Annotated in this window: 18 protein-coding genes, 5 tRNA genes, 2 pseudogenes and 1 riboswitch; of the genes and pseudogenes, 4 read left to right on the forward strand and 21 right to left on the reverse strand. The window is 36.5% G+C overall.

What is annotated here, in order from left to right:
• Nucleotides 1-30: 30 nt before the first annotated feature.
• From HXT34_RS02650 to HXT34_RS02710, 13 genes are all read right to left on the reverse strand, one after another.
• A tRNA-Gly gene (locus HXT34_RS02650) sits at nucleotides 31-106 on the reverse strand.
• A gap of 143 nt (nucleotides 107-249) precedes the next feature.
• A complete protein-coding gene (locus HXT34_RS02655) occupies nucleotides 250-1,017 on the reverse strand; it encodes a thiazole synthase (protein WP_116773727.1) in 768 nt (255 codons plus the stop codon).
• Nucleotides 1,007-1,630 (reverse strand): sulfur carrier protein ThiS adenylyltransferase ThiF, encoded by a 624-nt coding sequence (thiF, locus tag HXT34_RS02660; RefSeq protein WP_415682984.1) that lies wholly within the window; start codon nucleotides 1,628-1,630, stop codon nucleotides 1,007-1,009. Before thiF ends, HXT34_RS02655 begins: the two co-directional genes overlap by 11 nt.
• On the reverse strand, nucleotides 1,631-1,828 hold the full coding sequence (thiS, locus tag HXT34_RS02665) for a sulfur carrier protein ThiS (RefSeq protein ID WP_004106666.1): 198 nt from the start codon (nucleotides 1,826-1,828) through the stop codon (nucleotides 1,631-1,633). It lies immediately after the preceding gene.
• Between the two features lie 60 nt (nucleotides 1,829-1,888).
• The gene (gene allB / locus HXT34_RS02670) at nucleotides 1,889-3,265 is read right to left on the reverse strand and encodes an allantoinase AllB (RefSeq protein ID WP_415685196.1); all 1,377 of its coding nucleotides are present in this window, start codon (nucleotides 3,263-3,265) and stop codon (nucleotides 1,889-1,891) included.
• Between the two features lies 1 nt (nucleotide 3,266).
• Nucleotides 3,267-4,751, reverse strand: coding sequence for an allantoin permease (allW, locus tag HXT34_RS02675; RefSeq protein ID WP_421785360.1), 1,485 nt, complete (start codon nucleotides 4,749-4,751; stop codon nucleotides 3,267-3,269).
• A gap of 310 nt (nucleotides 4,752-5,061) precedes the next feature.
• Nucleotides 5,062-6,303 (reverse strand): hydantoinase/carbamoylase family amidase, encoded by a 1,242-nt coding sequence (locus HXT34_RS02680; protein ID WP_004108971.1) that lies wholly within the window; start codon nucleotides 6,301-6,303, stop codon nucleotides 5,062-5,064.
• Nucleotides 6,304-6,491: 188 nt separating this feature from the next.
• A riboswitch (TPP riboswitch) is annotated at nucleotides 6,492-6,581 on the reverse strand.
• 234 nt (nucleotides 6,582-6,815) lie between these two features.
• A tRNA-Val gene (locus HXT34_RS02685) sits at nucleotides 6,816-6,888 on the reverse strand.
• A 39-nt stretch (nucleotides 6,889-6,927) separates the two neighbouring features.
• Nucleotides 6,928-6,999: transfer RNA gene (locus tag HXT34_RS02690), tRNA-Val, on the reverse strand.
• Nucleotides 7,000-7,029: 30 nt separating this feature from the next.
• A tRNA-Cys gene (locus HXT34_RS02695) sits at nucleotides 7,030-7,100 on the reverse strand.
• Nucleotides 7,101-7,128: 28 nt separating this feature from the next.
• Nucleotides 7,129-7,201, reverse strand: a tRNA-Gly gene (locus HXT34_RS02700).
• A 594-nt stretch (nucleotides 7,202-7,795) separates the two neighbouring features.
• A complete protein-coding gene (locus HXT34_RS02705; protein ID WP_410299638.1) occupies nucleotides 7,796-8,083 on the reverse strand; it encodes a hypothetical protein in 288 nt (95 codons plus the stop codon).
• A 948-nt stretch (nucleotides 8,084-9,031) separates the two neighbouring features.
• Nucleotides 9,032-11,299 carry a KAP family P-loop NTPase fold protein gene (locus tag HXT34_RS02710; RefSeq protein WP_421785363.1) on the reverse strand — a complete coding sequence of 756 codons (2,268 nt, stop codon included), beginning with the start codon at nucleotides 11,297-11,299 and terminating at the stop codon, nucleotides 9,032-9,034.
• 469 nt (nucleotides 11,300-11,768) lie between these two features.
• Between HXT34_RS02710 and HXT34_RS02715 the strand changes: the two genes are divergently transcribed.
• Nucleotides 11,769-12,356, forward strand: coding sequence for a hypothetical protein (locus HXT34_RS02715; RefSeq protein ID WP_421785365.1), 588 nt, complete (start codon nucleotides 11,769-11,771; stop codon nucleotides 12,354-12,356).
• A gap of 174 nt (nucleotides 12,357-12,530) precedes the next feature.
• The gene (locus tag HXT34_RS02720; RefSeq protein WP_421785367.1) at nucleotides 12,531-13,928 is read left to right on the forward strand and encodes a hypothetical protein; all 1,398 of its coding nucleotides are present in this window, start codon (nucleotides 12,531-12,533) and stop codon (nucleotides 13,926-13,928) included.
• A 14-nt stretch (nucleotides 13,929-13,942) separates the two neighbouring features.
• On the opposite strand, the gene HXT34_RS02725 is transcribed toward HXT34_RS02720, so the two are convergent.
• The 4 genes from HXT34_RS02725 to HXT34_RS02740 all read right to left on the reverse strand — a co-directional run bounded on the left by HXT34_RS02725 (nucleotide 13,943) and on the right by HXT34_RS02740 (nucleotide 17,747).
• Complete coding sequence (locus HXT34_RS02725) at nucleotides 13,943-14,701, reverse strand: hypothetical protein (RefSeq protein ID WP_421785369.1); 759 nt, start codon at nucleotides 14,699-14,701, stop codon at nucleotides 13,943-13,945.
• 87 nt (nucleotides 14,702-14,788) lie between these two features.
• Nucleotides 14,789-15,562 (reverse strand): helix-turn-helix domain-containing protein, encoded by a 774-nt coding sequence (locus HXT34_RS02730; RefSeq protein WP_421785371.1) that lies wholly within the window; start codon nucleotides 15,560-15,562, stop codon nucleotides 14,789-14,791.
• Between the two features lie 192 nt (nucleotides 15,563-15,754).
• On the reverse strand, nucleotides 15,755-16,858 hold the full coding sequence (locus HXT34_RS02735) for a hypothetical protein (RefSeq protein ID WP_415686853.1): 1,104 nt from the start codon (nucleotides 16,856-16,858) through the stop codon (nucleotides 15,755-15,757).
• Nucleotides 16,859-16,871: 13 nt separating this feature from the next.
• Nucleotides 16,872-17,747, reverse strand: a complete 876-nt coding sequence (locus HXT34_RS02740; RefSeq protein WP_415686854.1) for a DUF2971 domain-containing protein — start codon at nucleotides 17,745-17,747, stop codon at nucleotides 16,872-16,874.
• Between the two features lie 205 nt (nucleotides 17,748-17,952).
• Between HXT34_RS02740 and HXT34_RS02745 the strand changes: the two are divergent.
• Nucleotides 17,953-20,750 (forward strand): annotated as a pseudogene (locus tag HXT34_RS02745) (class I SAM-dependent DNA methyltransferase).
• A gap of 188 nt (nucleotides 20,751-20,938) precedes the next feature.
• Here HXT34_RS02745 and HXT34_RS02750 read toward each other — a convergent pair.
• The 3 genes and pseudogenes from HXT34_RS02750 to HXT34_RS02760 form a co-directional block, all read right to left on the reverse strand.
• Complete coding sequence (locus HXT34_RS02750) at nucleotides 20,939-21,637, reverse strand: hypothetical protein (RefSeq protein ID WP_421785374.1); 699 nt, start codon at nucleotides 21,635-21,637, stop codon at nucleotides 20,939-20,941.
• Nucleotides 21,638-21,857: 220 nt separating this feature from the next.
• A pseudogene (locus HXT34_RS02755) lies at nucleotides 21,858-22,610 on the reverse strand (Fic family protein); the annotation flags it as partial.
• 165 nt (nucleotides 22,611-22,775) lie between these two features.
• Entirely contained in the window at nucleotides 22,776-23,021 is a 246-nt protein-coding gene (locus tag HXT34_RS02760) for a hypothetical protein (RefSeq protein WP_410313236.1), read from the reverse strand.
• Nucleotides 23,022-23,314: 293 nt separating this feature from the next.
• Between HXT34_RS02760 and HXT34_RS02765 the strand changes: the two genes are divergently transcribed.
• The gene (locus HXT34_RS02765) at nucleotides 23,315-23,503 is read left to right on the forward strand and encodes a hypothetical protein (RefSeq protein WP_421785376.1); all 189 of its coding nucleotides are present in this window, start codon (nucleotides 23,315-23,317) and stop codon (nucleotides 23,501-23,503) included.
• Nucleotides 23,504-23,589: 86 nt separating this feature from the next.
• Here the strand turns inward: HXT34_RS02765 and HXT34_RS02770 are convergent, their stop codons facing one another.
• Nucleotides 23,590-24,510, reverse strand: a complete 921-nt coding sequence (locus tag HXT34_RS02770; protein WP_421785378.1) for a hypothetical protein — start codon at nucleotides 24,508-24,510, stop codon at nucleotides 23,590-23,592.
• Nucleotides 24,511-24,668 lie beyond the last annotated feature (158 nt).

The raw sequence follows: 24,668 nt of genomic DNA on the forward strand, positions 1-24,668 counted from the left end.
TTGCAGAATTGTGGATATTTTATTTTCAAATGGAGCGGACAACGGGACTCGAACCCGCGGTCTCAACCTTGGCAAGGTTGCGCTTTACCAACTAAGCTATGTCCGCAAACAAGTGAATACCTTATATCATTTTCATAAAAAGTGCAAATTAGGTATGTCGCAAGCCTTACAAGTACTGGATGCACTTGTAAGGCTTACTTGTTTCAGATTTTTAGTGTTTTAAGTTGAAAACTTATTTTATTTGTTTGCTTACTTGTTTTCGTCATCGCGCTTTGGAGAAGATGGTGTTGCACCCTTTTCAAGCACTCGACCAGGGCCAGCAAGATAAGCTGCGCGGCCTGCCTCAATACCAAGCTTGAAAGCTTTAGCCATAAGTACGATATCGTTTGCAGTAGCAACGCCAGTATTTGCCATTACAGCTGCAGCACCCATTTCCATTGCTTCAGCAGCCTGGCTTGGAACGCCAATGCCGGCATCGACAATAACAGGAAGATCGATTTCGTCGATAATAAGTTGAATGAACTTCTTAGTTTCAAGACCCTTGTTAGAGCCAATCAAAGAGCCGAGAGGCATAATTGCTGCAGCACCAGCGTCGCGCATTGCCTTAGCAAAATAAAGGTCAGGATACATGTAAGGAAGAACAGTAAAACCTTCGTCAGCCAAAATCTTTGTTGCTTGCAAAGTAGCTTCATTGTTTGGCAACAAATACTTGCGATCAGGAATAATCTCAAGCTTGATGAAGTTTCCGCAACCCATTTCGCGAGCAATATGAGCAGTGTTAACTGCTTCCTCTACAGTTACGCATCCGCTAGTATTAGGCAAAATGGTAACGCCTTCTGGAATATGCTTTAAAATTCCTGCAGCTTTCTCGCTATAGCGAATTGCTACAGTAATCATTTCAGCTTTAGCACTGTTTACTGCGGCATCAATAAGTTCCTCAGAATACTTTCCAGAACCCAAAATGTATCGAGAAGTAAACTTCTTACCGCCCAATTCTAAATAATCTTCATTCTCCATAATTTCCTCCATTTTTTATCCATTTCAACGCTTCTAACGCTTCTAAACTCGCGATAATCGAAACATAAGGCAAATACAAGCCTTCTTCAGGAGAAGACTTAAAATCACCTACTAAGCACACGTTTGAAAGATGCTTAATTTTTACGTTCCTAATATCTCCTAGTCCAGATAAGCCAGAAGCAGTAATAACATATTTGTTAGGATGATTCATGAAATAGTCAAGAACCATTGCTTTCGATTCGCGATTGTCGAATGCTTCAATAAATAAGTCGGAGCGATCAGCAATCTCATCTAACGATTCCGGCGTAACTTTTTGCACAAAAGCTTCTACTTCAACGTACGGCAAAGTTTCATTAAGTCGCGCTTTAGTAGCATGTACTTTGTGTTGTCCAATTTCGTTAATCGTATAATTTTGACGGTTTAAATTCGAATACTCGATACTGTCAAAATCGTAAATGTACAACTTTTTTACGCCGGCTCGCGCAAGCATCAACGCAATATTTGATCCTAAACCGCCGCAGCCAAGTATTGAAACTGATTGTTGAGCAAACAAATCATTATCTTCCTTTAGCTGACGCTTAAGAACTTTTGCGCGAATATCTTCACTTTCCATTCATCCTCCTCCCATAATGCTAAATACTTCAATTTTTGCGTTATCTTTAACTATGAAAGTTTCAAAATCTTTGCGTTTTACTAATTCACCATCAACTTCTATTGCAACAAAAGTACTGTCGTAGCCTTCGCGCTTAAGTAGTTCAAGTAAATTCTCGTTCTCAACATAATCCACAGTATCGTGATTAAGTTTCAGCACACTTACCTCCTTTCTGTAGAATATGCTTTAAGTTTTTGAATATTACGTTTAATATTCTACCTAAGCCTTAGCTGGATGAAGAATAAACTTGCCCTTAAAGTCTTCGCAAACGCCGTTTTCTTTGCTGTAAATTTCTTCGCCGCGAAGCAAAGTTCTTACCACCTGGCAGCCAATAGTGCGACCAACGTACGGGCTGAACTTGTTGCGATACTCAAGATCCTCAGCTTTAAGAACATAAGGAGCATTTGGTTTAATGAATGCAAGATCTGCGTCATAACCCAAACGTATGCTGCCTTTTCCTTTCAAATCGAAGCGTTTTGCAGAATTGCTAGAATTCAATGCCACAAATTGAGTTAATGACATTCCGCGCTTTTGCACAGCTTCATCAAAGAACACGTCAACATCGTTTTGAACGCTACCAATACCACCCCAAGCCGTGAAAGCATCATCAGTTTGCTTCAAACTCAAAGGAGCTGGCGAATGGTCGGAAACAATGAAGTTAATAGAACCATCAAAAACCTTTTCCCACAAGCCATTCTGGTTTTCCTTGTCACGAATTGGCGGAGTGCACTTAGCGATATTTCCAATCTCGTCAAGCTCAGAAGTATCGAAATACAGGTAATGGTTGCAAGTTTCGCAGCTTACGTCAACGCCATTCTTACGAGCGTCAGCAACAGCTTGAGCACCTTCTGGTGAAGAAACATGAACAATATGAATTCTGCATCCAGTTTCTTTAGCAAAAAGACAAGCGCGTTCAATCGCTTCAACTTCAGTGAAAACAGGTCTGGTTGCTACGAACTCAGAAAGTTTTCTAGCTCCCATTTGATGAGCTTTCTTTCCAAGCTGATCTGTGATAGGAGCGTTTTCGCAATGCATAATCAAAATTTTGCCGGTTTTTGCAATCTGCTGCATACCGGTGTAGAGGGAATAATCGTCGCAATTATACAAATCAACTTGCAAGTCCTTGTCGCCAGTAGTGCCGAGGAATGCTTTGTAATTAACGACACCCTGCTTATCTTGCTCGCATATTCCGCCATTGAGGTTTTGTGGTTCCAAGCCACCAGTTTGACCAACATCAACCTTGAGCTTTCCATCGGCTTCTTTAAGCACTGCTTCAAATGACTTTCCATCAGTAGTTGCAGGAATTTGATTGCAAGGCATTTGCAGCATTGTAGTAATACCGCCTTTTGCGCCGGCAGAAGTTGCTGTTACAAAACCTTCCCAATCGTCGCGAACGCCGCCGCCTGGAGCGTTAATATGAACGTGAGAATCAACTTTTCCAGGAACAACTATTAAATCAGTTGCGTCAATAGTTTTATCGGCTGTAAAGTTGCTTCCAAAAGCAGCAAACTTGCCGTCTTTAATTGCTATATCGGCTTTAGTTGCTTCATTATCGAATACAACCAAACCGTTTGTGATTACTACATCGTAGTTCATATTATTTCCTTTCTTTAGCCATTGTTGGCTGAAAAACTTTTGATAGTAATATTTGACACACGAATCCTACAGCGCATCCCACAATCCATGAGATTTGAGTAAGTGGTGAAAGTAGAGGAATTATCTGCCCGGAAAGAGCAAATAAAAGCCCAAGTATCGTAGAAGTATAAGATATCCAGTTAGTTCCAGAATAAGCAGATTTTGACGAGCTATTTGTATCGTAATAAATTTGATCAAGATCAATATGCGTGTGCTTTACTACGTAATAGTCGGCAAGTAGAACACCTGCAATAGGGCCTAAAAGCATACCAATAAGATTCAAGAAGCCTGTAATATTAGCCATAAACTTCCACGGCATTAACACAGTGCTTACAAGAGCTGCAATAACTACGCCACGCTTATAATTTACAAATCGCGGAGCTAAAGCAGTTAGCTGGTATGCTGCAGGAACAATATTGCCAGTAGCATTTGTGCAAACTGTAGTAAGTAGAAGCAACCCAGTAGCTATTGCAATTGCAGGAAGATTATCCCACTTGTTTATGATAACAAGAACATCTGTAATAGTTTCATGGTAAAAAAGCGATCCGCCCACTAAAATAACTACGCTTGTAAAAGCAAAAAGCGCGTAACTTAGCAAGAAGCTAGCAATTTGACCTTTTAGTTGAGCCATAGTTGACTTTGCGTTTTGCGTAAAATCAGCAATAGAAACGGCAGGAGCAGCCCATACGCCTAGTACAGAATTTACAACCATCATCATGAAAAGCCCAAGACAGTAATTAGTTGGTGCTTGAACAGTAGCATGATATTGCATGATTGCAGATAAACCACCAGCACAGCTAATAGCCCATACGCTCATGCAACCAAAAACAACGTAAATAAGTGGGCTTAATACTACAGTTAGCTTATTAAGAGTCTTTCCTCCGCCTAAACCAATCGCCAAATTAAGCAACCAAAATATTGCGAAGGAAATAATAATAGGTATGTGCGAACCAACAAATGGTATTTTGTTTCCAAAAGTAAGAAACTCAGGGCAAATTTTGCCAACTAGAATCTCTAAAGCTTTCGCACCTATATATGTTTGAATTCCATACCAGCATATTGCAGCAACTACTCCCCTGAGGAATCCTGGTAGTTGAGCGCCTGCTTTTCCGTACGTTGCGCGCAAATGCATAGAAAACGGTATGCCGTATTTGGAACCTACAACACCGTTAGCAACCATGACAATTGCTGTAAGAATTGCGCCAAGCATGATACCAATCATTACGTAAATTGGAGAGTATCCCATTAAAAGGAACGCGCCAACTGCAGCATAATTAGGAATATTGTGTACAGACTGCATCCACAAAGTGCAAAAATTAAGAGCGCTCATTGTGCGTTTTTCTTGCGGCTTTGGCAGTAAATCTTCGTTAGTGTAGCCGCGCTCGCGGTAACATTCCAAGTTTTTACTATCTACTGGCTCATCTTTTAGCAGTTTACTAATTTGCATGCGCACCTCCTTACTTTTCTTGTTTGTAAATTTGATTCTTTTTTGTGTTTTGAGTTTTGAGTTTTGTATTTTGAGTTTTTTGAAAGTAATAATCGCAACTTTGCTCAAAAATAAAAAAGATACGAAAGGATATCGTACCCGTGGTGGTGCGCCCCTTCGTATCAGCCTCTTATTCGTGAATAAGCGTTGTACTCTCATTCGATATTCACTTTTCTTCGCTGCGATTAATTAAGCAGTGAAGTTGGCATCGTATATGCCTTTTGTGTCCTTCCTAAATTTCTATTTCTTTTTGGTTTTCGTTTGGTTTTAGTTAGTCCTCATAAGCCAAACTATGCAGAGCATCTCGTAAAAGCTTGACTCCGTGAACAGCGTCTTGTGGATCTGTGTACTCTTCTGGAGCGTGACTAATACCATCTTTTGAAGGAACAAAAATCATTCCGGATTTTACAAACGGAGCAAAAATTTGCGTATCTTGACCAGCGCCTGAATGCATGACTCTGTACGCATAACCTTGCTTATTAGCTTGATCTTTCAAAAGATTAATAATATCGTCGCTAAGTGGTGTAGGATCATCAGACATCCACTTATCAATCTGCGCTGTAATGCCATAAGACTTGGCAGTTTCGTGAATATCTTCGTCGAGTTCCTGCAAGAATTTATCAAGAAAAGCTTTATCTGTATGACGGCAGTTCATTGAAAAAGTAACTTCTCCAGGAACAATATTTACTTGATTTGGAACTACGCTGATTCTACCGAAAGTAAGTACCAGTGGGTCGCCTGCTTGCTTAGCTTTGTCAAGATTCTTGGCGATTATATGAGACATGCAATCTACTGCATCGTGCCTGTAGGACATCATTGTTGTGCCAGCGTGATTTTGTACGCCTTTAAGATGAATATCCCAACGGTGCTGACCGGCAATGCTAGTGATAATACCTAAATCTTCGTGATTGCTGTAAAGCGTTGGTCCCTGCTCAATGTGTAGCTCAATCCAGGCTTCAAGATTTGCGAACTTAGGTTGAGTTGTTTGATAATTGAACCCAGCTTCACGCATTGCTGTTTCGAAGGGAACACCTTCACTGTCGCAAATATTTTCTACGTCCTCTTTTTTGGCTAGTCCGAAGAAATTCTTTGAACCCCAGAATACGTATGGGAAACGTGAGCCTTCCTCTTCTGCCAAGCAGATAATGCGAAGACTTTTCTTTGGCTTTCCATATCTAGTAAGTAAATTCTTAATTGCTAAATAGGCTGCAACTATTCCAAGTTGACCGTCGAAACGACCCCCTCTTGAAACTGTGTCAATATGCGATCCACAAGCTATTATGCTTTCTGGCTTTTCGCATCCTTCAACAGTTGCAATTAGGTTTCCAACTTGGTCGAATTCTACAGTCATACCGAGTTTTTCAAATCGTTGACGAAGAGCAAAAAGAGCCTGTTTCCAAGATTTTGTGTAAAGAGGTCGAGTAACTCCTTGTTCTCCTGGTTTTTCTGTGAATCCTGCAAGCCAGCTTATGGCTGATTCTATAGTTTCAGCACTTATGCTGCTATTAATCATGTGCAGTATTCCTCCTCACTTGTGCAAGTTTTCCCAAAAGTGACATTCAGGCGGATATTTTTTTGGTTTTTGTTTTTGTTTTGGTTTTTGTTGTTTAGTTTTTTTTTTTAATTGTTTAGTTGATACTCGTGTAATTGCTACTACTTTGTGGCAACGCAAGATATCACGAAAATCGTGATAGAAAGAAATCACTTACTGTAATTGCTCCCTACGCATGTCTTAACAAAACAGGTTCAAAGGGTGTTTCTCAACTGTTTCCAGTACCCCTGCAATTTTCACTTGTACTCGAATGAGTATAGCACGATATTAAATGAACTCAAAATGAACATTCGCATGTGTGTTTCTGTGAAGAAATGATTGTTTGGTTGACTGATTGGTTGACTGCTACGAGATATTGCTTCTATTTGTGGTTGCATGCGTGTTCGGCTGCGAAAAATTTTCATATGAAGGTTAGCAAATAAAAAATAGCCAAATAACAAAAAACGCAGTGCTTCTACACTGCGAACATATTGTGGGTGATATAGGAATCGAACCTATGACCCCTTCCGTGTGAAGGAAGTGCGCTAGCCGCTGCGCCAATCACCCAAAATTTTTTAATTATGCGTGAAAGGCAATCCTTTCGAGTGGGCGATACAAGGTTCGAACTTGTGACCCCTTCCGTGTCAGGGAAGTGCGCTACCACTGCGCCAACCGCCCAGGTTGTTAATTAAGCTTGAAGCTTAATCGAGGTGGGTACGAGAGTCGAACTCATCTATACGGCTTTGCAGGCCGCTGCCTAACCGCTTGGCTAACCCACCGTAAGGTCGAATAACTCATCGGACCTAGAGCGGACAACGGGACTCGAACCCGCGGTCTCAACCTTGGCAAGGTTGCGCTTTACCAACTAAGCTATGTCCGCAATGCAACTTTACTGAACAACGTCAGCGCCGAAGCACGAGTAACTACTATACCCGAAATATTTACAAATGCAAGCTTTGTGTTTTTTGGCGTGTCGTTTTGTGTTTCTGTTGGTGTGTTTTTTGGCGTGTCGTTTTGTGTTTCTGTTGGTGTGTTTTTTGGCGTGTTCGTTTGTGTGTCTTTCGGTGTGTTCGTTTGCTCGTGTTGGTTGGAGGTTTGTTATGCGTATGGTATTGGAGCATTTGCGAGCGCAAGTGTTACTTTCTCAGTTGGCTAGCTGAGTTTTTAACGATGTTTGGGCTGTGAGTGTTATTTTCTCAGTTCGTTGACTGAATTTTTAACAGTGTTTTGCTGATTACCGTTACTTTTTCAGTTCGTTGACTGAATTTTTAACAGTGTTTTGCTGATTACCGTTACTTTTTCAGTTCGTTGACTGAGTTTTTAACAGTTTTTGCTGATTACCGTTACTTTTTCAGTTTGTTGACTGAATTAGTAACGGTGTTTAGAACTTGGCTTAATATTCCCAGCTTCGCAATCTTCATTTTAAGTATATTTTCTAGGGTTATAGGTTCTAGGGTTATAGACCAAAATTTATTTATTCATCTGGGGAATGGACTTTACGTGGGACTCCTAAATCGTCTGCTATATCGTCATAATCATCGCCACATTCATAAGGATCTAGCAGGTTATAAGCTTCGATTAGCAACTCTTTAGGTGCGCTCTTGTGCATCCATGCTTCTACTAAATAATAATCAATTGCAATAGACGGTTCGCCTGCTCGAATAGCACTATTGGCTGCTTCTTTAAAACGTTCGTCCATAGTAGGTTCTGCATAGGGACGGAGCTTCTCAGCCATATCATAACAAAGTTTCATCATGTCCATTAGCTTTTCACACCTCTCTTATCTTCCACATCATTATATGCAGTAACAACACGCTAAGATTTTTTCTTTTTGATAAACGCACTTCCAGGATAGCATCAGCTTATGCGGTAAAGACCGTGAGCCAAGGCGAAAAATGACACACACTCCAGCGATAATAACGAGTGAGAACATAGCAGATACTATTGCATCTAATTTCATAATGAGCCTGCAGTATAGTGGATAGTGAGTCCCGGACACTTGGTCTGTTCGTGACTCTTTATTTACTTATTGCGCTTCAAGGATTACCACTGCGTAGTATCACCCCCGCGTATGCGGGAAAGACTACATAAAACGAAAGAGCTCGCAGACCGTAGCGGGATCACCCCGCGTATGCGGGAAAGACTGGATACGGTCGATAAGATTCAACGCGCGCGTGGGATCACCCCCGCGTATGCGGGAACGACTGCATAAAACGAAAGAGCTCGCAGACCGTAGCGGGATCACCCCCGCGTATGCGGGAAAGACTCATATGATAGAATCGAAATGAATGCTAGGGCTCCTCTTTCCCTTTAATCTCGTAATGAGTTGGTTTGAGGGTATGACTAGCTTTCGTATATTCCAACTGTTTTATAATCTTTAATGATTCATACGTTATAAGCCAAAAGTAAAGGAGCTCACACAACGCCTAAAGTGTTAAAGCAGTCAACGGCGTGAAGCCGACTTTCAACGCAGGAAGACTCCTATAACTCATGCTACCAAATATTGCTTTATTTACAACTTTGTCTTTGTCCGTATGCTCTGCATGTTAAATCTAATTTATATAGATAGTGCGCAAGTGTATCAAAATTGTTGCGTTAATGAAACAGTTTTGATACATGGGTGCGGGGTTGGTTTTTAAATACTTTGCGGTTAGCTGATAGCGACAAAAATATCGGGCACTAACTGCAGTGTGCTAGTGCCCAATATGATTTATTGCTTTGCTAAACTGCTTTCAGATTTCCATTTTTCTATGAGTTGCAATGCTTCTTGCTCAGACGCATGGTTAAAGTCATCACTATTATTTTCATAATTCAATGCAAACGACGCTAATTTTATTTGTTCTTCTTTAGTAAATTCATCTAAATGATTTTTAGCGAAATCTTTAATTCCATTGTAAAAATCTTTTCTAGAAATGTAATTTGAGTAACTTTCTAAATCAATATTCCAACTATAGCCATTCAAACCTTTGGCTCGATATGAATGAATGAATATAAATTTAATTTTATTAAGATTATCGTTAAATAGTGTTTTAATGTAGTTTTCAGCTCCTTCTTTATCAAGATATTCCCATAAATAAAATGCTCTACTAAATCTTCCTATATTTAGCATATTTTCAGATTTTGAAATGAGTTCAATTTTGTCTATATAAATTTTTTCAAGAGATTCCAAATGCTTTAAGTTAACTAATTGCAAATCCTTACGTTCGGGTTTATTATTAAATCTCCCAAATGCCATTTCTTCTTGATTAAGAATATCTGCAATAAGTACAATATTAGATTTATTAGAATTCTTAAGAATAGAATAAATTATTTCATAACGCTTATATTCAGAGTCTAATGTTTGAATAAAATAGAGTACAAATTCAGCTACTGAATCAGAAATATTATCTATCATATTTCTTTCTGTTACTTTATTTACAAATTCTCCATACAAATTTATAAGCGTAAATACAACGAATTTAAAACGCTCATAATGTTCTTCATCAAACAATGACTCCATGCTTCTTAACAAGTAGTCAAGGTTGCCTTGTGAATTAATATTTTTAACAGTACTAATTAAAAGATTTTTATCATATTTGTACAAGCAATCATAAATTTTCTCTCTTGAAACCTTAATTCTATCTATATCGAACATAAAATATAAACTAAATTTTTCAACAGATGCGATGCGATTATCTCTTAAAAGTTGCAAATCATCTGAATGAGAATATTCGCCAATGTAATTAATAGACCTAGCAAATTGGGGGAACATCGATATGAGCATTCGTATAGATGACTCTGAATTTAGTCCTAACTGTTTGAATTCATTTTTATAGTATTCATAAGTTCTTTTTTCATATTTATTTAAATCGTTATATGATTGTGGTCCACATACATAGATTGAATTATCAATAATCCATTCATATAGCTTAGGTTCGAAAATTTCTATTGCAGTAATAGCTAATAAATCAACAAATGATGTTTCTTTCCATAAAGCGCCATATTTGAATCGGAAAGCATTAAGTAATCTATTTACATCCCTTATATTATTTACATATGGATTTACACAGTTTTCAAGTACTGTTTCAAAATATTCGTTATTTTCAAATTCTTCTTCATCTTTGTTTTTATGAACAATATCATTAAGGCGATCTCTTAATATTTCATGCACGGTTGTTTTATCAATTTCAGGAACTTCAAAAGAAACTTGAACAATTTTCTTTAAATATTCATCTCCGTCAATATTGTGATATTCAGACAAAGCATTGCAAACAATTTCCCTATCCATTGTAAGAACATAAATTATGTTTGGAAAATCGCCTACTTGTTTAACCAATTGGAAAATATCTTTAATTTGAGGAGTAGTCAATCTATCTATATCATCAATAAAAACAATTATTTTGTGGTTAAAATCTTCTAGCGCTTTACACAGTTTTTCTTTAGCTTCATCCAAACTAGGCGTTTTCATTAATTTAGATCCTGCTGCTTTGAATATAGTTTTCAGTATATGAGCGATTGCAGGCCCAGCTACTGGAATAGATGACAAAGCGTCAATAATATCGGAATATTGACTTATAGCCTTTCCGATTTTTCCTTTATTCTCTTCTCCTTTAGCTACGCCTAGTTTATTCTTCAATTCATGAAAAAATAAACTAATCAAATTGTTTTTGTCTGAATAATTCCATGGCGAAAATCTTATAATTATTGGATAATGACATTGATCTTCTTCTTCAGTTTTTTGTGAATTAAAAATTTCTTTGATTCTTTTATATACTTTTGAATACCATTTTTTCTTCTCTGATTTATCTACTGGAATCTCAGATATTGCCATATTTATAATAGATGTCTTGCCGCTTCCCCACTTTCCATACAAGCCGATTACAAGACCATCTTCGCTATCATATTCGCAAATCGATTTTCCAAATTGTTTCGCAAAATCAGATCTTCCCAACAAATCTTCATCAGCTTTTTCAATAGGCTTATCTGCAACGTAGCTCATATACTTTCTCCCACTTTTGCAATTGCAGTATTTCGTATAATAATCTATATTCTAATCATTTATGCAAATTATTCTTTATCTAATCATTACATATTACGTATTTCAAAAATTGAGCTACAAACCAAAGATTTTGAAAATGCTACCATATAAAACGCAAACTTTAAGATAGAGTATTACTGGTTGAAATACCGAAATAAAAGGGGTTATAAGTCTTACACTAATAACCCAGTAAAAGAAAAAAGAAGAACCCGACGCATCAGATTCTTCCAGGTTTAGTCCGAAGACGTCCACCGCAATTCAACTAGAATGCTATCATACTTTTATTTTTCATATAAATTTCCGCCAATATTTTCAATAGGTTTATAGTTTAAGTAACTTAATCAAGTACTTTTTACAGTCTTCATTGCAATATAAATATTTTAGATTGTAATATAAATAAAATGAGACTTTAAAGAATTGAGAGAATATTTTGAATAGCATTCAGTCATTATGCATTAACATTAACTTAAATAATTTGGTAAATAGCATAATTATTTCAGTTGCATCTTCTCTTTTAATTACAGGCTTATATTTTATTTTCCGCGCTTTTAGATTAGATAAAATTGGTCAATATATATTGCCTGAGAATAATAAAATTCCATATGTTGAACTTGACTTAAATAAACAGATTGTGCGTAACATAGGAATGGAAGCTGCAACTGATATTGAATTATTCAAAATTAATTTTCCTTTAGATAATAGTTTTAATTACATGAATGTAGCGCATATATGTACTTTGCCAAATTTAATTCAAAATCAAAAAGAAAATATTCAATATATCACAGATGATTGTTTAACTGTTCATGAATATTGTTTTCTTCTTCAATACTCAAATATTTCAGGAATATATTTTTGGACTTTAATAATTCCAATTAGTCCAAGAGGTGACAACTTTATTCAAATCAATCCTCATTTTATAAAAGATAAACATAAACTCAATATTGCTAGTAATAAATGCAAATGTCCAAGATGGGTAAAGAGTGCAGTGTTAAAAGACAAGAAAAAATACTATTGTTAAAATTGTTGCATTAATGAAACAATTTTGATACATGCAGCCGCGATGCTTTCAAAATAAATTATTTATTGTTGCATTGGTATTTACTAAAGCACAAACAATAAATTGCGGTCATTTACATTTGTATACTAAAATATTCTCATTAAAAGCAACAAGTTAGTTGGAGATTAAGAGATTATGGAAGATAAAAGCCTTGATTTAACTACACCAGTTCTTGGTTTTTTAAAAACAGAGAATAATGATTCTTCTGAAACTGTAGTTATGTTATATGATAACGGACTGAAATTTGAACTGTCTGTATTATTTAAAGAACTTAGTGGTCAAATTTTTAGGTGGTTTTTAGGAAATAGCGTTATATATGTAAACTCTGATACAAAATATAAAACAATAAACAGATTGCCTGTACCTAATATTCTGCAAGTTTTATCACCAAGTAAAACATATACGTTAGTTGGATGTAGATATGTAAAATCATCTACGAATGTAATGCGTCAAATTGGAATTGGAACAATTACATGCGATTATATAATCGTTGGTTCTAATGAAAAACAATTCGAAAAAATAACTAATTTGAGAACGAGTTGTTCAAACCTATATGATTGGTTCACATCGGGAGGAATTAACGTTAATAAGCTTTCTGATGATGGTGAAAGTATAAAAATTGATATTAAAAAATCTAGTAGCAAAGAGCTATGCAAAATAAATTCAACGCCAAATGAAATAGATGAATCACCTATCAGCCTGTCGCTTGCTATCAATCAGCAGTTAAGAAAAATATCAAAAAATGGCAATATTGTAAGTTTCACAGAAGAAGCATTTATTGAGACTCATAGTGAAGATGAATTGAATTGGGAAAAGCATATTTCAATTCATAATTGGATTTTAAATCTTATCTCTATATCTAAATTAGAGCGATGCGAATTTTCAAAAATGGAAGTAGGCGTGGAAAACAATAATACTTGCAATGGTACAACAGTAAGATGGTTCCCTGTTCTTCATCATTTAAATGCTTGCGCACAAAACATTTATAAAAAGCACAATAAACAATTCTTGTTTGATTTTGACGATATTAATATTTGTGGAATAGAAAAATGGTTTGAATTATTGCAAAGATATGGAAGAGCGATGGGAATAATATCGCGCATAACAAAAGAGCAAGATAATCTTCCAGTCGAATCTGTGAATATAAGCTTAGGTGTTGCGCTAGAAGATATTGGATGGGAAATAATAAAAAGTACAGGCCAGAAAAATAGAATGAACAAAAAGGGTGGATTGGCATGTTTTATGTGCGCGTTATGCGCGATAAAAGACGAATTTGACGAATATTTTCCAGTAGATATCAAGGATTTTGATTGGGCAAAAGAAACGAATGATATTTATAAGAAAAATAAACATGCTGACGCTAACAAAAATATAGAAAAAACTCCGAAAGACTATGAAAAAATGTACAGAATTAATGTTTGCTCTATGAATATTATTAGATTATGGATTGGAAAGCAGCTTGGAGTTGAGTTACCAACAATGATTAAAAGGCTTAATTCGAACATATTTAAATACAGTGAAACGTCTATATAAAACAACTTTAAACGTTATACAGCCTGTTCTGCGAGAGTTTCAAGTGCATCTAAGCCATTTAGCTTATGCTTGGCATCTAATGCGTCCCAGTATATTGAATCTTTAGTAAGTTTTGATTTTAAAAATCTTAATCTTTTATAATCATTCTTACTGTGCAATCGTTTAGCTTCAGAATCTGGATCGTCTATTAAAGATGCTATTAGCGCTGCATCATACAAATGCTTTTCTCTGTCCCCCACATTATCTGCCTTATATGCTGCACTTTTCAATATGAGCGCTCCAAGTAAATCTGGGATTCTTAGCGTTGCTTCATTATTTTCATTTCTATCAATAAGTGTTACTAGCATGCTCCGGTCTATTGCTTGAGCTCCGCCTGGCATGGATAAAAGTGGAGTATTAAAGATATTCAAAAAGCCTAATAGATTTTTGGGAGTATGATCAGCTATTAGCACATCAACAACATAATTTTTGTTATTCCGTAATCTGGTTGCGTATCCAGTTAGGCCAGTTTGTAGTGCAAATCCTAGATTTTTTAGAGCGTTATAAACTTTACGAACACTATCCTTATTAGAAATTACATCAATCAATAAATCAGCATCAGAAGTAGGACGTGCTGTAATTTCATTCATTATTGCGTGTAACTGAACCATAAGTCCGCCAGTTAAAAGCCATAGTGAACTATCGCACGATTTAGATAGTGCATATATCGTGCTCCACGGATGTGTGCTACTAGAAATTTCAACTGTATGTGTAGATACACTCATGCCAATCATTAAATTCCCCCAAAAACTCCCCAATATTGTTTTTAAATTTTAGCAAAAGGTATGATTCTTTTTATTCATTTATCGCGTGATTAAACTTTATTTTGCATTATTGTATTCAGTAAGCAGTTCTGAGAGCTTAGTTAATCCTGCTTGGCGCTCGCGAACGTCAAGAGATTCTGCCAAATCTGCAGCGCACACTGCGATCGGCATAAGGGATTTTGTCGATGATTCTTGTGTGCCTTCAGTAATGTGTGAAGACACATTTTGGCAAATAAAATCGAAAACATTAGAATCTTCGATAGCGCGGAATCTAACATTAATTATTGAACTATCCGCGCCGTCTTCTTTATTTTTAAGATGAAATTTATTTACCAAATCTTCTAAATTATTACTGCTTATATATCCTTCTATTTTGTCACTTTGCGTAAGTTGGAATTGTGAGCGCATATTTCCGGTTGCTGCAGAAAGTATTAAGTGCTTTGAAAGTTCTACCAAACGCGATTTTCTGCACCAATATTCCATTGTTTTCGCGCGATTTTTAGATCGATTAACTAGCTCTTGTGGGGTAATCGATTGCAAATATTCTTCTATGCGATATTTCTGTTGCCTATTAATCCATGAAACTTCACAACCGCTAAGCATAAACAATGTTGCAAAAGCTAATGATGGAGCATATGCCCTACCGCTTTTAGAGTTTTGTTGTTTGTAACGATTTACGGAATCAAGTGAAATTAAGATCTTCCTACTTCCAAGTGTGTACGTTGTTAGTAAATGATTCGAGCATAATGCGCTAACTCTTTGAGTGCTAACTGCTAGCTTTGCTGCAGCTTCCTCACGTGTAAGAAGAGTATCATTCACAAAAATAGACATAATGCAAGTGTATCAAAATTGTTGCGTTAAGGAAACAGTTTTGATACGTGGGTGCGAGTGGTTATTAAAGGCTAGTCTGTCTAGTTCTATTTCAAAAAAATATCTATCATATTTGCTTACACACTTTTGGCTTATAATCCTATGATTCTGGTTTTAAGAAAAAGTTTATCATTTTATGCTTCATAATTTTATCTATAAATCTTTTCTTGTTCTTTCGTTTATCACATTATTTAATGATTCATTATCAAAATGGATTATACGATTTAGAGTCAGCATAATATTTTCCAATGGTTTAATTGATTCTGGAAAATTTTTTACAATTGTTTCACGCAATGATTTTGAAATTTCACTCAAAGCGGGCGAAACAGCTTTGATAAAATGCTCATTGATTCTATTCGTTTGAATGATTCTAGTAAACGAAGATAAAACATTTTCTAAATCTGTAACGCTCAAATGCTTTCTGTTCTCAAAATCAGCAACGGCAATATCTAACTTCTTTATATATTGCTTAAGTATATTTCTATATTTGCAAAATTCAGTATCAGAAATTTCTTTGTTGTGCACTACTTTGTTTCTTATTTTTCTAATTTCATCAAGACTATTTCTAGTTAAATCTATATTTCTTTTACTAAAAAGTCTTTCCCATAATGATATCTTTTCACCCTTATTTAATATATTAATAATATTATTTGAAGATTCCCGTTTTTTCAAAGCTAATTTTGCATCTTCAATTACCTCATTTGCATCTTCAATAGATTGTTCCTTAAATAAATAATCAATATAATTTTGAAAAGTAAAACAATCTAAAGCAATCTCAATATAACGATTTTTATTCCTTATATTCTCTGCAACATCATTCTTAATTTCTTCGTCGACTAAAGTTTTTTTAGTCCATTCTGTACCATATGCGCTTAACACAGTAAGGTATACAAATTGTCTTAATTTCCTTTCAAATGTGAATATATACTTAGACAGGTTATTGCAGTAATAATCTGAAGCTCCATCAAAAATGACAACAACGTTATATTTGCATCTTAGATTATTTTTTATAAAAGCGAACTTCAAAGACTCGATTGAAATTGCTTCTTTTCTTGTAGTTTTCTTATTAATAGTTAAAATTTTTAGCCTAATTTCTTCGCCTATTTTCTGAATATTATAATTAAATTCTTGATCATCGTTGTGTAAGCATAATGTTTTTTCTTTAAAAGAAATCAGGTCTGCGAAATTTTCCTTAAATGAATCAATATCATTTTCGCTATCCTTATTTTTTAGCATAAATACAAGGTCAATAAACATAAGTCACTTCGATTCAGATTTTACTTTTCCATTTGTTATACAATCTACTTCTAACAACACGTATATTGGGATTAATGCCTTTTGCAAAATACACTAATTCTTGATAATCAAATTCTTCCATCATTGGGCCGCATATCAATTCCATGTCGTCAAAATATTTACCATCAATGTTAAAGTCTACATAATGAACGATGGGTTGATTATTTGATAATAAATCATTAACAATTTCTTGACCAACATTAGCACTATATTTCTTATCCCTAAGAAATTTTATTTGATCAAATGGAATATACATTACTGAATATCTCCATTCTTTTTGGAACTCCCACTCAGTACTTTTATATTTCCCTAACACATTCGCGTCAAAACAAAAAAATTCACCATCCTGTCTCAAACATCTAGGATAGATAAGTGATTCATCGTCTGTATATGTTACTTTTGCATTTAAGCGCTGGGTAAGAATATCTCTATCTTTGTCACTTATAATAAATTGCGGCATTAGCTTAAATCTACATCCAAAACAATATTGCGCAGGTACTATAAAAGTTTCATCCGTTGACTTTTCCGATGGTTGATCTTCTTTATTAATGCAATGCTCAACGTAATCATCATAATTATTTTTAAAAGGAAAACTTCTTAATTTTATGCAAACGCCTCTGCTAGAATCTCCATACATAGACCATTGTGGTATGCTGTCTCTATTCTCACTCCAGCAGCTTGAAAAAATAAATTTCCCCAAATTGCGACCTTCACCGGTAATTGCTTCAGTTTTATCATCCATACATTCAAGTGAAGTTAGTCTCAAAGTTTTATTCATTAAAATTAGCTTTGCCGATTTCAAACTAGTGTAATGATATAAATATTCTGGTATTCCTTCAACTATTTGCATAATAAACTTCCTTATCCTCCCCTATATTTCTTTTAGCACAGCAAAATCTCTTTTTTATCATTTAATTTATTATCAAGTAGAGCCCATTTTAGATATATTTCACCATTTTCAATCACTTCAATTCTAGCAGGACATGCAGTATTTGACTGTCAAGTTAAACAATAAGCACATAATCCCTAGCAGGTTGGATAATAGACGCATGAATATTGCGGATCAACACAAGAAGGCAGCCGAGTTTATTGAGCGCTGGCAAGGTCGCGGCGACGAAAAGCAGGAAACACAGAAGTTTTGGCTTGACCTTATGCAAAATGTTTTAGATGTTCCAGATGCAATAAACAACACTGAGTTTGAGTATCGTACTGCTAATCGCGGGTACATTGATATGTTGTGCCCTGATTCTAGTTTTCTAGTTGAGCAAAAAAGTAAGAACGTTGATCTTGATAAGCCTGAAGAACGTCAAGGTGATTCTGTTACTCCAGCTGAGCAAGCTGTGAGATATTCCGACAATCTTCCGCCTAGTAAAAAACCTACTTTTATTTGTACCTGTAATTTCAACACTTTTCGTTTCTATGATCTTGAGAAAGATCCTAGAGCACAAAAGTCACCAGTTGAAGAGTTTACGTTAGATAAGCTTGCTGAACATTTAACAGTATTTCGTAATATTTTTAGCGAGAATCGTTCGCGCAATTATATTGAAAAACAGCTTTCTGAAAAAGCCGGATTGTTAGTAGCTAATTTGCACAATGAGCTAGCGAAACAGTATGAAGATCCGGATAGCGAAGAAGAACATCATTCTTTAGCTTTACTAACTGTTCGCATAGTGTTTTGCTTATATGCTGAAGATGCAAACTTGTTCACGAATCATATTTTCAGTAATTATATTCATAATGCTCAAGCTAGTGACCTACGTAGAAAACTTATTGACTTATTTGATACTCTTGATACTAAAGAAAAAGATCGAGATAAGTATCTTGAAGATGAGTTACAACAGTTCCCATACGTAAATGGTGGATTGTTCCGTGAAAATATTGAAATTCCGCAACTTACTGAGCCAATTAAAGACGCTATTCTTCATGCAGGAGATGATTTTGATTGGCATACAATTAGCCCTGTTATTTTTGGTTCTTTGATGGAAGAAACGCTAAGTCACGATCAGCGTAGAAAAGGCGGAATGCATTACACTACTGTGAAGAATATTCACAGACTTATTGATCCACTATTTTTAGACGACTTAACAAATGAGCTTACAAAAATTGAAAATGATCATGCAATTTCTGAAAAAATTTGTAAAAATAAACTTGAGAAGTATCAAGATAAGCTTGCAAGCCTTCAATTTTTAGACCCCGCATGCGGTTCAGGTAATTTTTTGACTGAGACATTTCTTTGCTTAAGGAAGCTTGAAAATAGAGCTATTGAGCTTATGCTTGGTGGTCAAGGCTACGTTGATTTAGGAGATAAAAATAGCCTTATAAAAGTAAGTATTGATCAGTTCCATGGCATTGAGATTAACGATTTTGCTGTGTGTGTTGCTAAAACAGCATTGTGGATTGCTGAGCAGCAAGCTTTAGATGATACTGAAAGTATTGCAGGATGCGCTTTACCTCATCTTCCTTTGCGTGATTCAGGAAATATTGTGAGAGCAAATGCTTTGCAATATGACTGGAATGATTTGCTTTCTGCAGATAAGTGTTCGTATGTTATTGGAAATCCGCCGTTTGTTGGGCAATATTTGAAATCTGTGAATCAGACTGAAGATATGAAATCAGTGTGGGGTAAAAACTACAACGGTTATCTTGATTACGCTACTGGTTGGTATAGGAAAGCAAGCCTATATCTTGCTCATAATCGTTATGCTGCTTTTGCTTTTGTGTCGACTAATAGTATCACTCAAGGTCAGCCTGTGCCAGCATTATTCAAACCGCTGTTTTCTGAAGGTTGGCGCATTCGTTTTGCGCATAAGACGTTTGCTTGGAATGCTCAATCTACTGATAATGCGAATGTGCATGTTGTAATTGTTGGCATGGATAAGAAAAGCGATAAAATTTTGCAACCAGTTTTGTACAGTTACGAAAAAATTAATGGTGAACCTACCAAAACTATAGTTTCTCACATTAATCCATATCTCGTGGGGGGGGGTATGACATTTTCGTTGAAAAACGCAGTAAGAATGCAGGCCCTATTTCCTCTATGCTTAAAAAAGTAGATAGAGGCTCTGAGCCAACAGATGGCGGTAATCTTATTCTTAATACTCGTGAAGAATATGATGAAGCAATGAAAGATCCTATTGCTGCTAAATATGTGCGACCTTTCCGTATGGGTAAAGAACTTATTAATAATATTGAACGTTGGTGTTTATGGCTAGTGGATGCTGAGCCTTCTGAAATGCGTGAATCAAAATTTATTTCTCAACGCGTTGAGAAAGTTCGTAGAATGCGAGAAAAAAGCACTGCTGAAGGAACGCGAGATAAAGCTGAAACTGCGTGGATATTTGGAAAAAATAATCAACCAGATAAAATTTATTTAGCTATTCCACGTGTATGTACTAATCGTCGTGAATACACTACTTGTGATATATATGAACCAAATATTATTGCAGGGGACAAAGTTTATACATGCATAGACCCAGATGGATTTAATTTTGCAATTATAGAATCTTCTATGTTTATGGCTTGGCAAAAGGCTGTTGGTGGAAGATTAAAAAGTGACCCTAGCTTCTCCAACACAGTCGTTTGGAATAATCTTCCACTTCCAAAACTTACAAGTGATATGCGAGCAAAAGTTATTGAAGCAGGTAAAGCCGTACTTCAAGTGCGCGCAAATCACCCAGGCCAATCCCTAGCAGACTTGTATGACCCAACATACATGCCTCAAGATTTGCGTAAAGCTCACGATGAGCTAGATAAAATAGTAGATGTTGCTTTTGGTTCTACAAAGCCTTGCTCTAATAACGACGAGCGCCTAGAAATTCTCTTCAAATCTTATATTCGCATGACTAAGGAATGAATTTAATATAAACAAACCCATAAAACGAAAAACCAATCTGGTGAATATTATTGGGGGCATAATCCAAGATCTAAACACCGTTACTAACTCAGTCAACGGACTGAGAAAGTAACGCTAATAAGCAGAACACTGTTAAAAACTCAGTCAACGAACTGAGAAAGTAACGGTAAAACGCAAACCGCCTAATCCTAATATCCAATCACATCTTTCTCAACTTCGCGTATAACATCCTCGGATATGTTTTCAACAGCAATACGATAGACCTTATTCATGCGAGGATTATAAATACCCATGTACTGAATATTCTGAAACTCTGGATGAATAGAATGCAAACCCATACGACAATACATAAGCAGTTGAAGAGTCTGATCCTTATCCAACTTTTCTTTAGAAACTTTGAAATCCCACAAAGTATCAGCTGTTATAAAATCACCATCGCCAGCACTTACCGTATCAGTGTAACCACCCTCTAGCGTAAAACCGTCAAGAACCTTCGGACCGTAGCGCTCAAGAAAATGAAGCGAGCTCTGAACCATAACTCTTATGTTCTGTATTGTGTGCTCATCTGGATTGATTTCGTCAAAAGGCCTGTAGGCAATAGGACTGTATCTATAGCATACGTCGAATCCAACAAGTTTGACGGCATTAACTATATCTTCATCTCCGAGTCCTTTAATTCCGGACATAAGTTTCGATGCATTATCGCGTTCGTTTATAATCATTGAGCCCAGTAAGGAAATTTTAAACGCGTCTATTACACTCGATCCAGACATTAAACGAGTCATGTAGTCAACTACTGTACCAACTCGACTTGGCTCGACTGCTTCATCTCCAAATTCACGTTCGTTCGCGGGAATTGGACAAAGCGCATTTTTTGAGGAAAACACACCGATTTTACCCTTGTTCGTTCTCGGAAAAGTTCAAAGGACATGTTCCTGCCTAATAATATGCAAACGCACAGATTTACCAATCGCCTCAAGACTCGCTCTGAGGAAATAAGTTCGAAATCCCATCGTCTCGACATACCTATTTGTGAAACCAAAACTATACATTGAATGTCCGTTTTCCTCTATTCGATATATGGTTTCTGTCTCCAATGGTCGCTTTTTAATCTTCAATGTTCACTTTTTTATATTTCTGGTTCCTGCTGTTTGGCTTATCTGGTATCGTCATTTCTATTTTTCCTGCACTAAGCAAAGGCTTGATATATTTTTCAGAAAAGTTTCCTCTACCGGTCAGCCCCATAAATTCTTGCATTTCTTTCCGACTACGAGGAACGATACAAAATTGAAGGAGAGCTTGTATTGTAACTTGCTCCCTAACTTGTTCCCTAACTTGTTCCCTTGGATCAAGTTCTTCGGTCGGTCCGACTGTAGCCGTCGCCGCCTCAGAAAGATGAATCACTGTCGTAAAAACATCTGCCTCTGTAAAGACAGGCTCTCCACCAGAATACATCTTCGTGTATTTATAGCTGTTGCGCATACCGCTTCCAAGCTCATCAGCAAGTCCGATTTCTCGGAACACTTTTGCTATCGGCGGATTCTTTGCAAATGGCTTGAATGTTTTCAGATTCAGGTTGCCGTGTCCATGCGCAAGGTTCGCATTCTCTGTTGTAATCTTATCCCGTTCAATGACAAGCTTCGGTACATATCCACTGGAAAAATCACTGTGCATGAGCAGGTTGGAGATAATCTCACGCAGGATTTTATCTCTGGCGCTTATCCGCTGGACGCCATCCAATGTAAAAACATCATTCAGATGCTTCTTTCCAAATTCCATCAGACGATCATAACTTTCAATCAGGTTTGTGATTACCACGTCCCTGTCATCATAACGATCAACATTGAACACTCTGAAAATAATGAGTGTTAAAGAGTTTTATACATATGATGTTAACGATGGAAATACAGTACGTCTAAAACGGTTGTATACGCCTGAATACGCGAGTACATGTTTATAAAAATGTCAAGTAATACTAAATGTTAAGCTTTTTCAGCATAACAACAGAGAGTTTTCATTGATATTTCAACGAAAACTCGGGTTTTTAGACACACTTTTTTGCCGCTTACCCTCAAAAATAGTTCCTTCATTAGGCAACGACATCGTTGTCATCAAAGCAAGCATGAACGTAAACGGACCGAGCGCATTCCCATACGTTTTGAACATCACACCAAAATCATGGCCATATACCACCATCGACAAGTAAAGGAACATAAAATTCACAGCTGTAAACATAACCAACTTCAGCACGAACATAAGAACCTTGTACATAAGAATATCCTCCTCACTTACTCCACGGAGTCGCACACCAAATAGTTTTAATACTCATTCTATCCAATAATTTTTTGCCATACAATTGTTGTTGTTATTTTTGATAACATATAAAATGTATAAGGTGTTCTAAGTTTTACTTGTAACAAATAGAAATAGGGTTATTCCCCCAAATACTAAATTATGCAAATAGACTACAATTAGAATACTCTAATGAAACTAACCTAATCTACTGTTGTAATTAAATGATGAACTCTTGCAATAATCCCATTGGTAGTGTATGTAGCAACAAGATGGTTAAGAATGGTAAAACCGGTGCAAAGAAAACACGATGGAGATGCAAAACATGTGGCGCTTATTCAAAGCAACATCGCCAATATATAACACGTCAAAAACCGTTACAATTGGTCATGAAACGACTGTTAAGTTTTTTTAAACAAGAAACTATAAATACTAATAGCAAGGAAAAAGGAAAGATATAACGGGTTACGTAGAACCCTTTGCTCAAAAGAGAAGAAAACAGTCTTACAAAATCTTATGCGGCTACTGCGGTTCTTCTCCATGGGTGCTACTTGATAACGAGAACAATATCTGTAAGAACAATGCCAACGACTACGCTTACCCATACCAAGCTCGGTGTAAGCAGCCAAGCGAGAACACCAAAGATCAGTAGTCTAAGCAGTACAACAATAACCAAGAAAGGCAAACTTTTTGTTAGGCATTTCTGTTGATCAGCTTTCAATGCTCCCATCAGAACCATAACCGCAGCCGCCACGCAAGAAAATAGCATATTGCCCAAGAATATGACAAGCAGCGTTCGCCAGCCGAAGATAGTACCAAGCATCCACCATTGCAGCATCAATGCAAACAAAAATGTGACAACATCGCATACTGCTTCCATCAGCATATTCGCAACAATTAACGAGGAAAATGTTAAAGATACACCTCTAGAAGTGTCTGTTTTACCTGCGCTAGCATGCTGTAATGCAATCGTGTTTCTCACCTCGGCGCGCTTTACGCGTTCTTCTTCAAGCATTTGAACGCCAAGCTCAACCGATTTCTTTGAAGCTTCCTGTAATTGCGCATCCGTCATACCTGGCTGCCAAGGCTTTTCAAAAACAAACATCAACACACTAGTAACCGCTGCGCCAATAATAATGCTTAGCAGTGTAGTATTTGAAACAAGCAATAAAGCAATACCAGAAGTCACCAGCAGTCTGAGCACAAAATCGATGATTCCAATAAGCAAATACCCGTCATCCGGCCTACGATGCCTATACCACTGCAGATACGCTGCACTTAGCAGCGAAAACACCACAACACTCAACGCGAGTATGACCACCGTTTCCCAACCTAGTACGCGGTGCCCTACTAACTGCTGTACAAGAAGCGAAATAATAAGAGTGCAAATGCCAGCAACAGTTTCTATAATCACATTATCCCAAAAAGCATGCTTGAAAAGCACAGGTCTTACATTCGTCTCACTCATCATCTCTCCACGGAAAATGCAATTACAGAATATCGTGCTTTGATTGCGTAGAATTTCTAAAAAATTGCCCTAAGCCCCTTTTGACCTATAACCCTTAGTCTGCGAGTTTATTTCGCAAGTTACAGATTGTCAAAATACACTACAAATGTAACTTGTTG

Origin of the sequence: Gardnerella sp. DNF00983, assembly GCF_049244265.1 — a bacterium.
Lineage (GTDB): Bacteria > Actinomycetota > Actinomycetes > Actinomycetales > Bifidobacteriaceae > Bifidobacterium > Bifidobacterium vaginale_J.

Excerpts from the sequence above, each read along its gene's own strand:
- HXT34_RS02655 (WP_116773727.1), bottom strand. The coding sequence starts at position 1,017 with ATGGAGAATGAAGATTATTTAGAATTGGGCGGTAAGAAGTTTACTTCT.
- thiF (WP_415682984.1), bottom strand. The coding sequence starts at position 1,630 with ATGGAAAGTGAAGATATTCGCGCAAAAGTTCTTAAGCGTCAGCTAAAG.
- allB (WP_415685196.1), bottom strand. The coding sequence starts at position 3,265 with ATGAACTACGATGTAGTAATCACAAACGGTTTGGTTGTATTCGATAAT.
- allW (WP_421785360.1), bottom strand. The coding sequence starts at position 4,751 with ATGCAAATTAGTAAACTGCTAAAAGATGAGCCAGTAGATAGTAAAAAC.
- HXT34_RS02680 (WP_004108971.1), bottom strand. The coding sequence starts at position 6,303 with ATGATTAATAGCAGCATAAGTGCTGAAACTATAGAATCAGCCATAAGC.
- HXT34_RS02705 (WP_410299638.1), bottom strand. The coding sequence starts at position 8,083 with ATGGACATGATGAAACTTTGTTATGATATGGCTGAGAAGCTCCGTCCC.
- HXT34_RS02710 (WP_421785363.1), bottom strand. The coding sequence starts at position 11,299 with ATGAGCTACGTTGCAGATAAGCCTATTGAAAAAGCTGATGAAGATTTG.
- HXT34_RS02720 (WP_421785367.1), top strand. The coding sequence starts at position 12,531 with ATGGAAGATAAAAGCCTTGATTTAACTACACCAGTTCTTGGTTTTTTA.
- HXT34_RS02725 (WP_421785369.1), bottom strand. The coding sequence starts at position 14,701 with ATGATTGGCATGAGTGTATCTACACATACAGTTGAAATTTCTAGTAGC.
- HXT34_RS02730 (WP_421785371.1), bottom strand. The coding sequence starts at position 15,562 with ATGTCTATTTTTGTGAATGATACTCTTCTTACACGTGAGGAAGCTGCA.
- HXT34_RS02735 (WP_415686853.1), bottom strand. The coding sequence starts at position 16,858 with ATGTTTATTGACCTTGTATTTATGCTAAAAAATAAGGATAGCGAAAAT.
- HXT34_RS02740 (WP_415686854.1), bottom strand. The coding sequence starts at position 17,747 with ATGCAAATAGTTGAAGGAATACCAGAATATTTATATCATTACACTAGT.
- HXT34_RS02760 (WP_410313236.1), bottom strand. The coding sequence starts at position 23,021 with ATGTACAAGGTTCTTATGTTCGTGCTGAAGTTGGTTATGTTTACAGCT.
- HXT34_RS02765 (WP_421785376.1), top strand. The coding sequence starts at position 23,315 with ATGGTTAAGAATGGTAAAACCGGTGCAAAGAAAACACGATGGAGATGC.
- HXT34_RS02770 (WP_421785378.1), bottom strand. The coding sequence starts at position 24,510 with ATGAGTGAGACGAATGTAAGACCTGTGCTTTTCAAGCATGCTTTTTGG.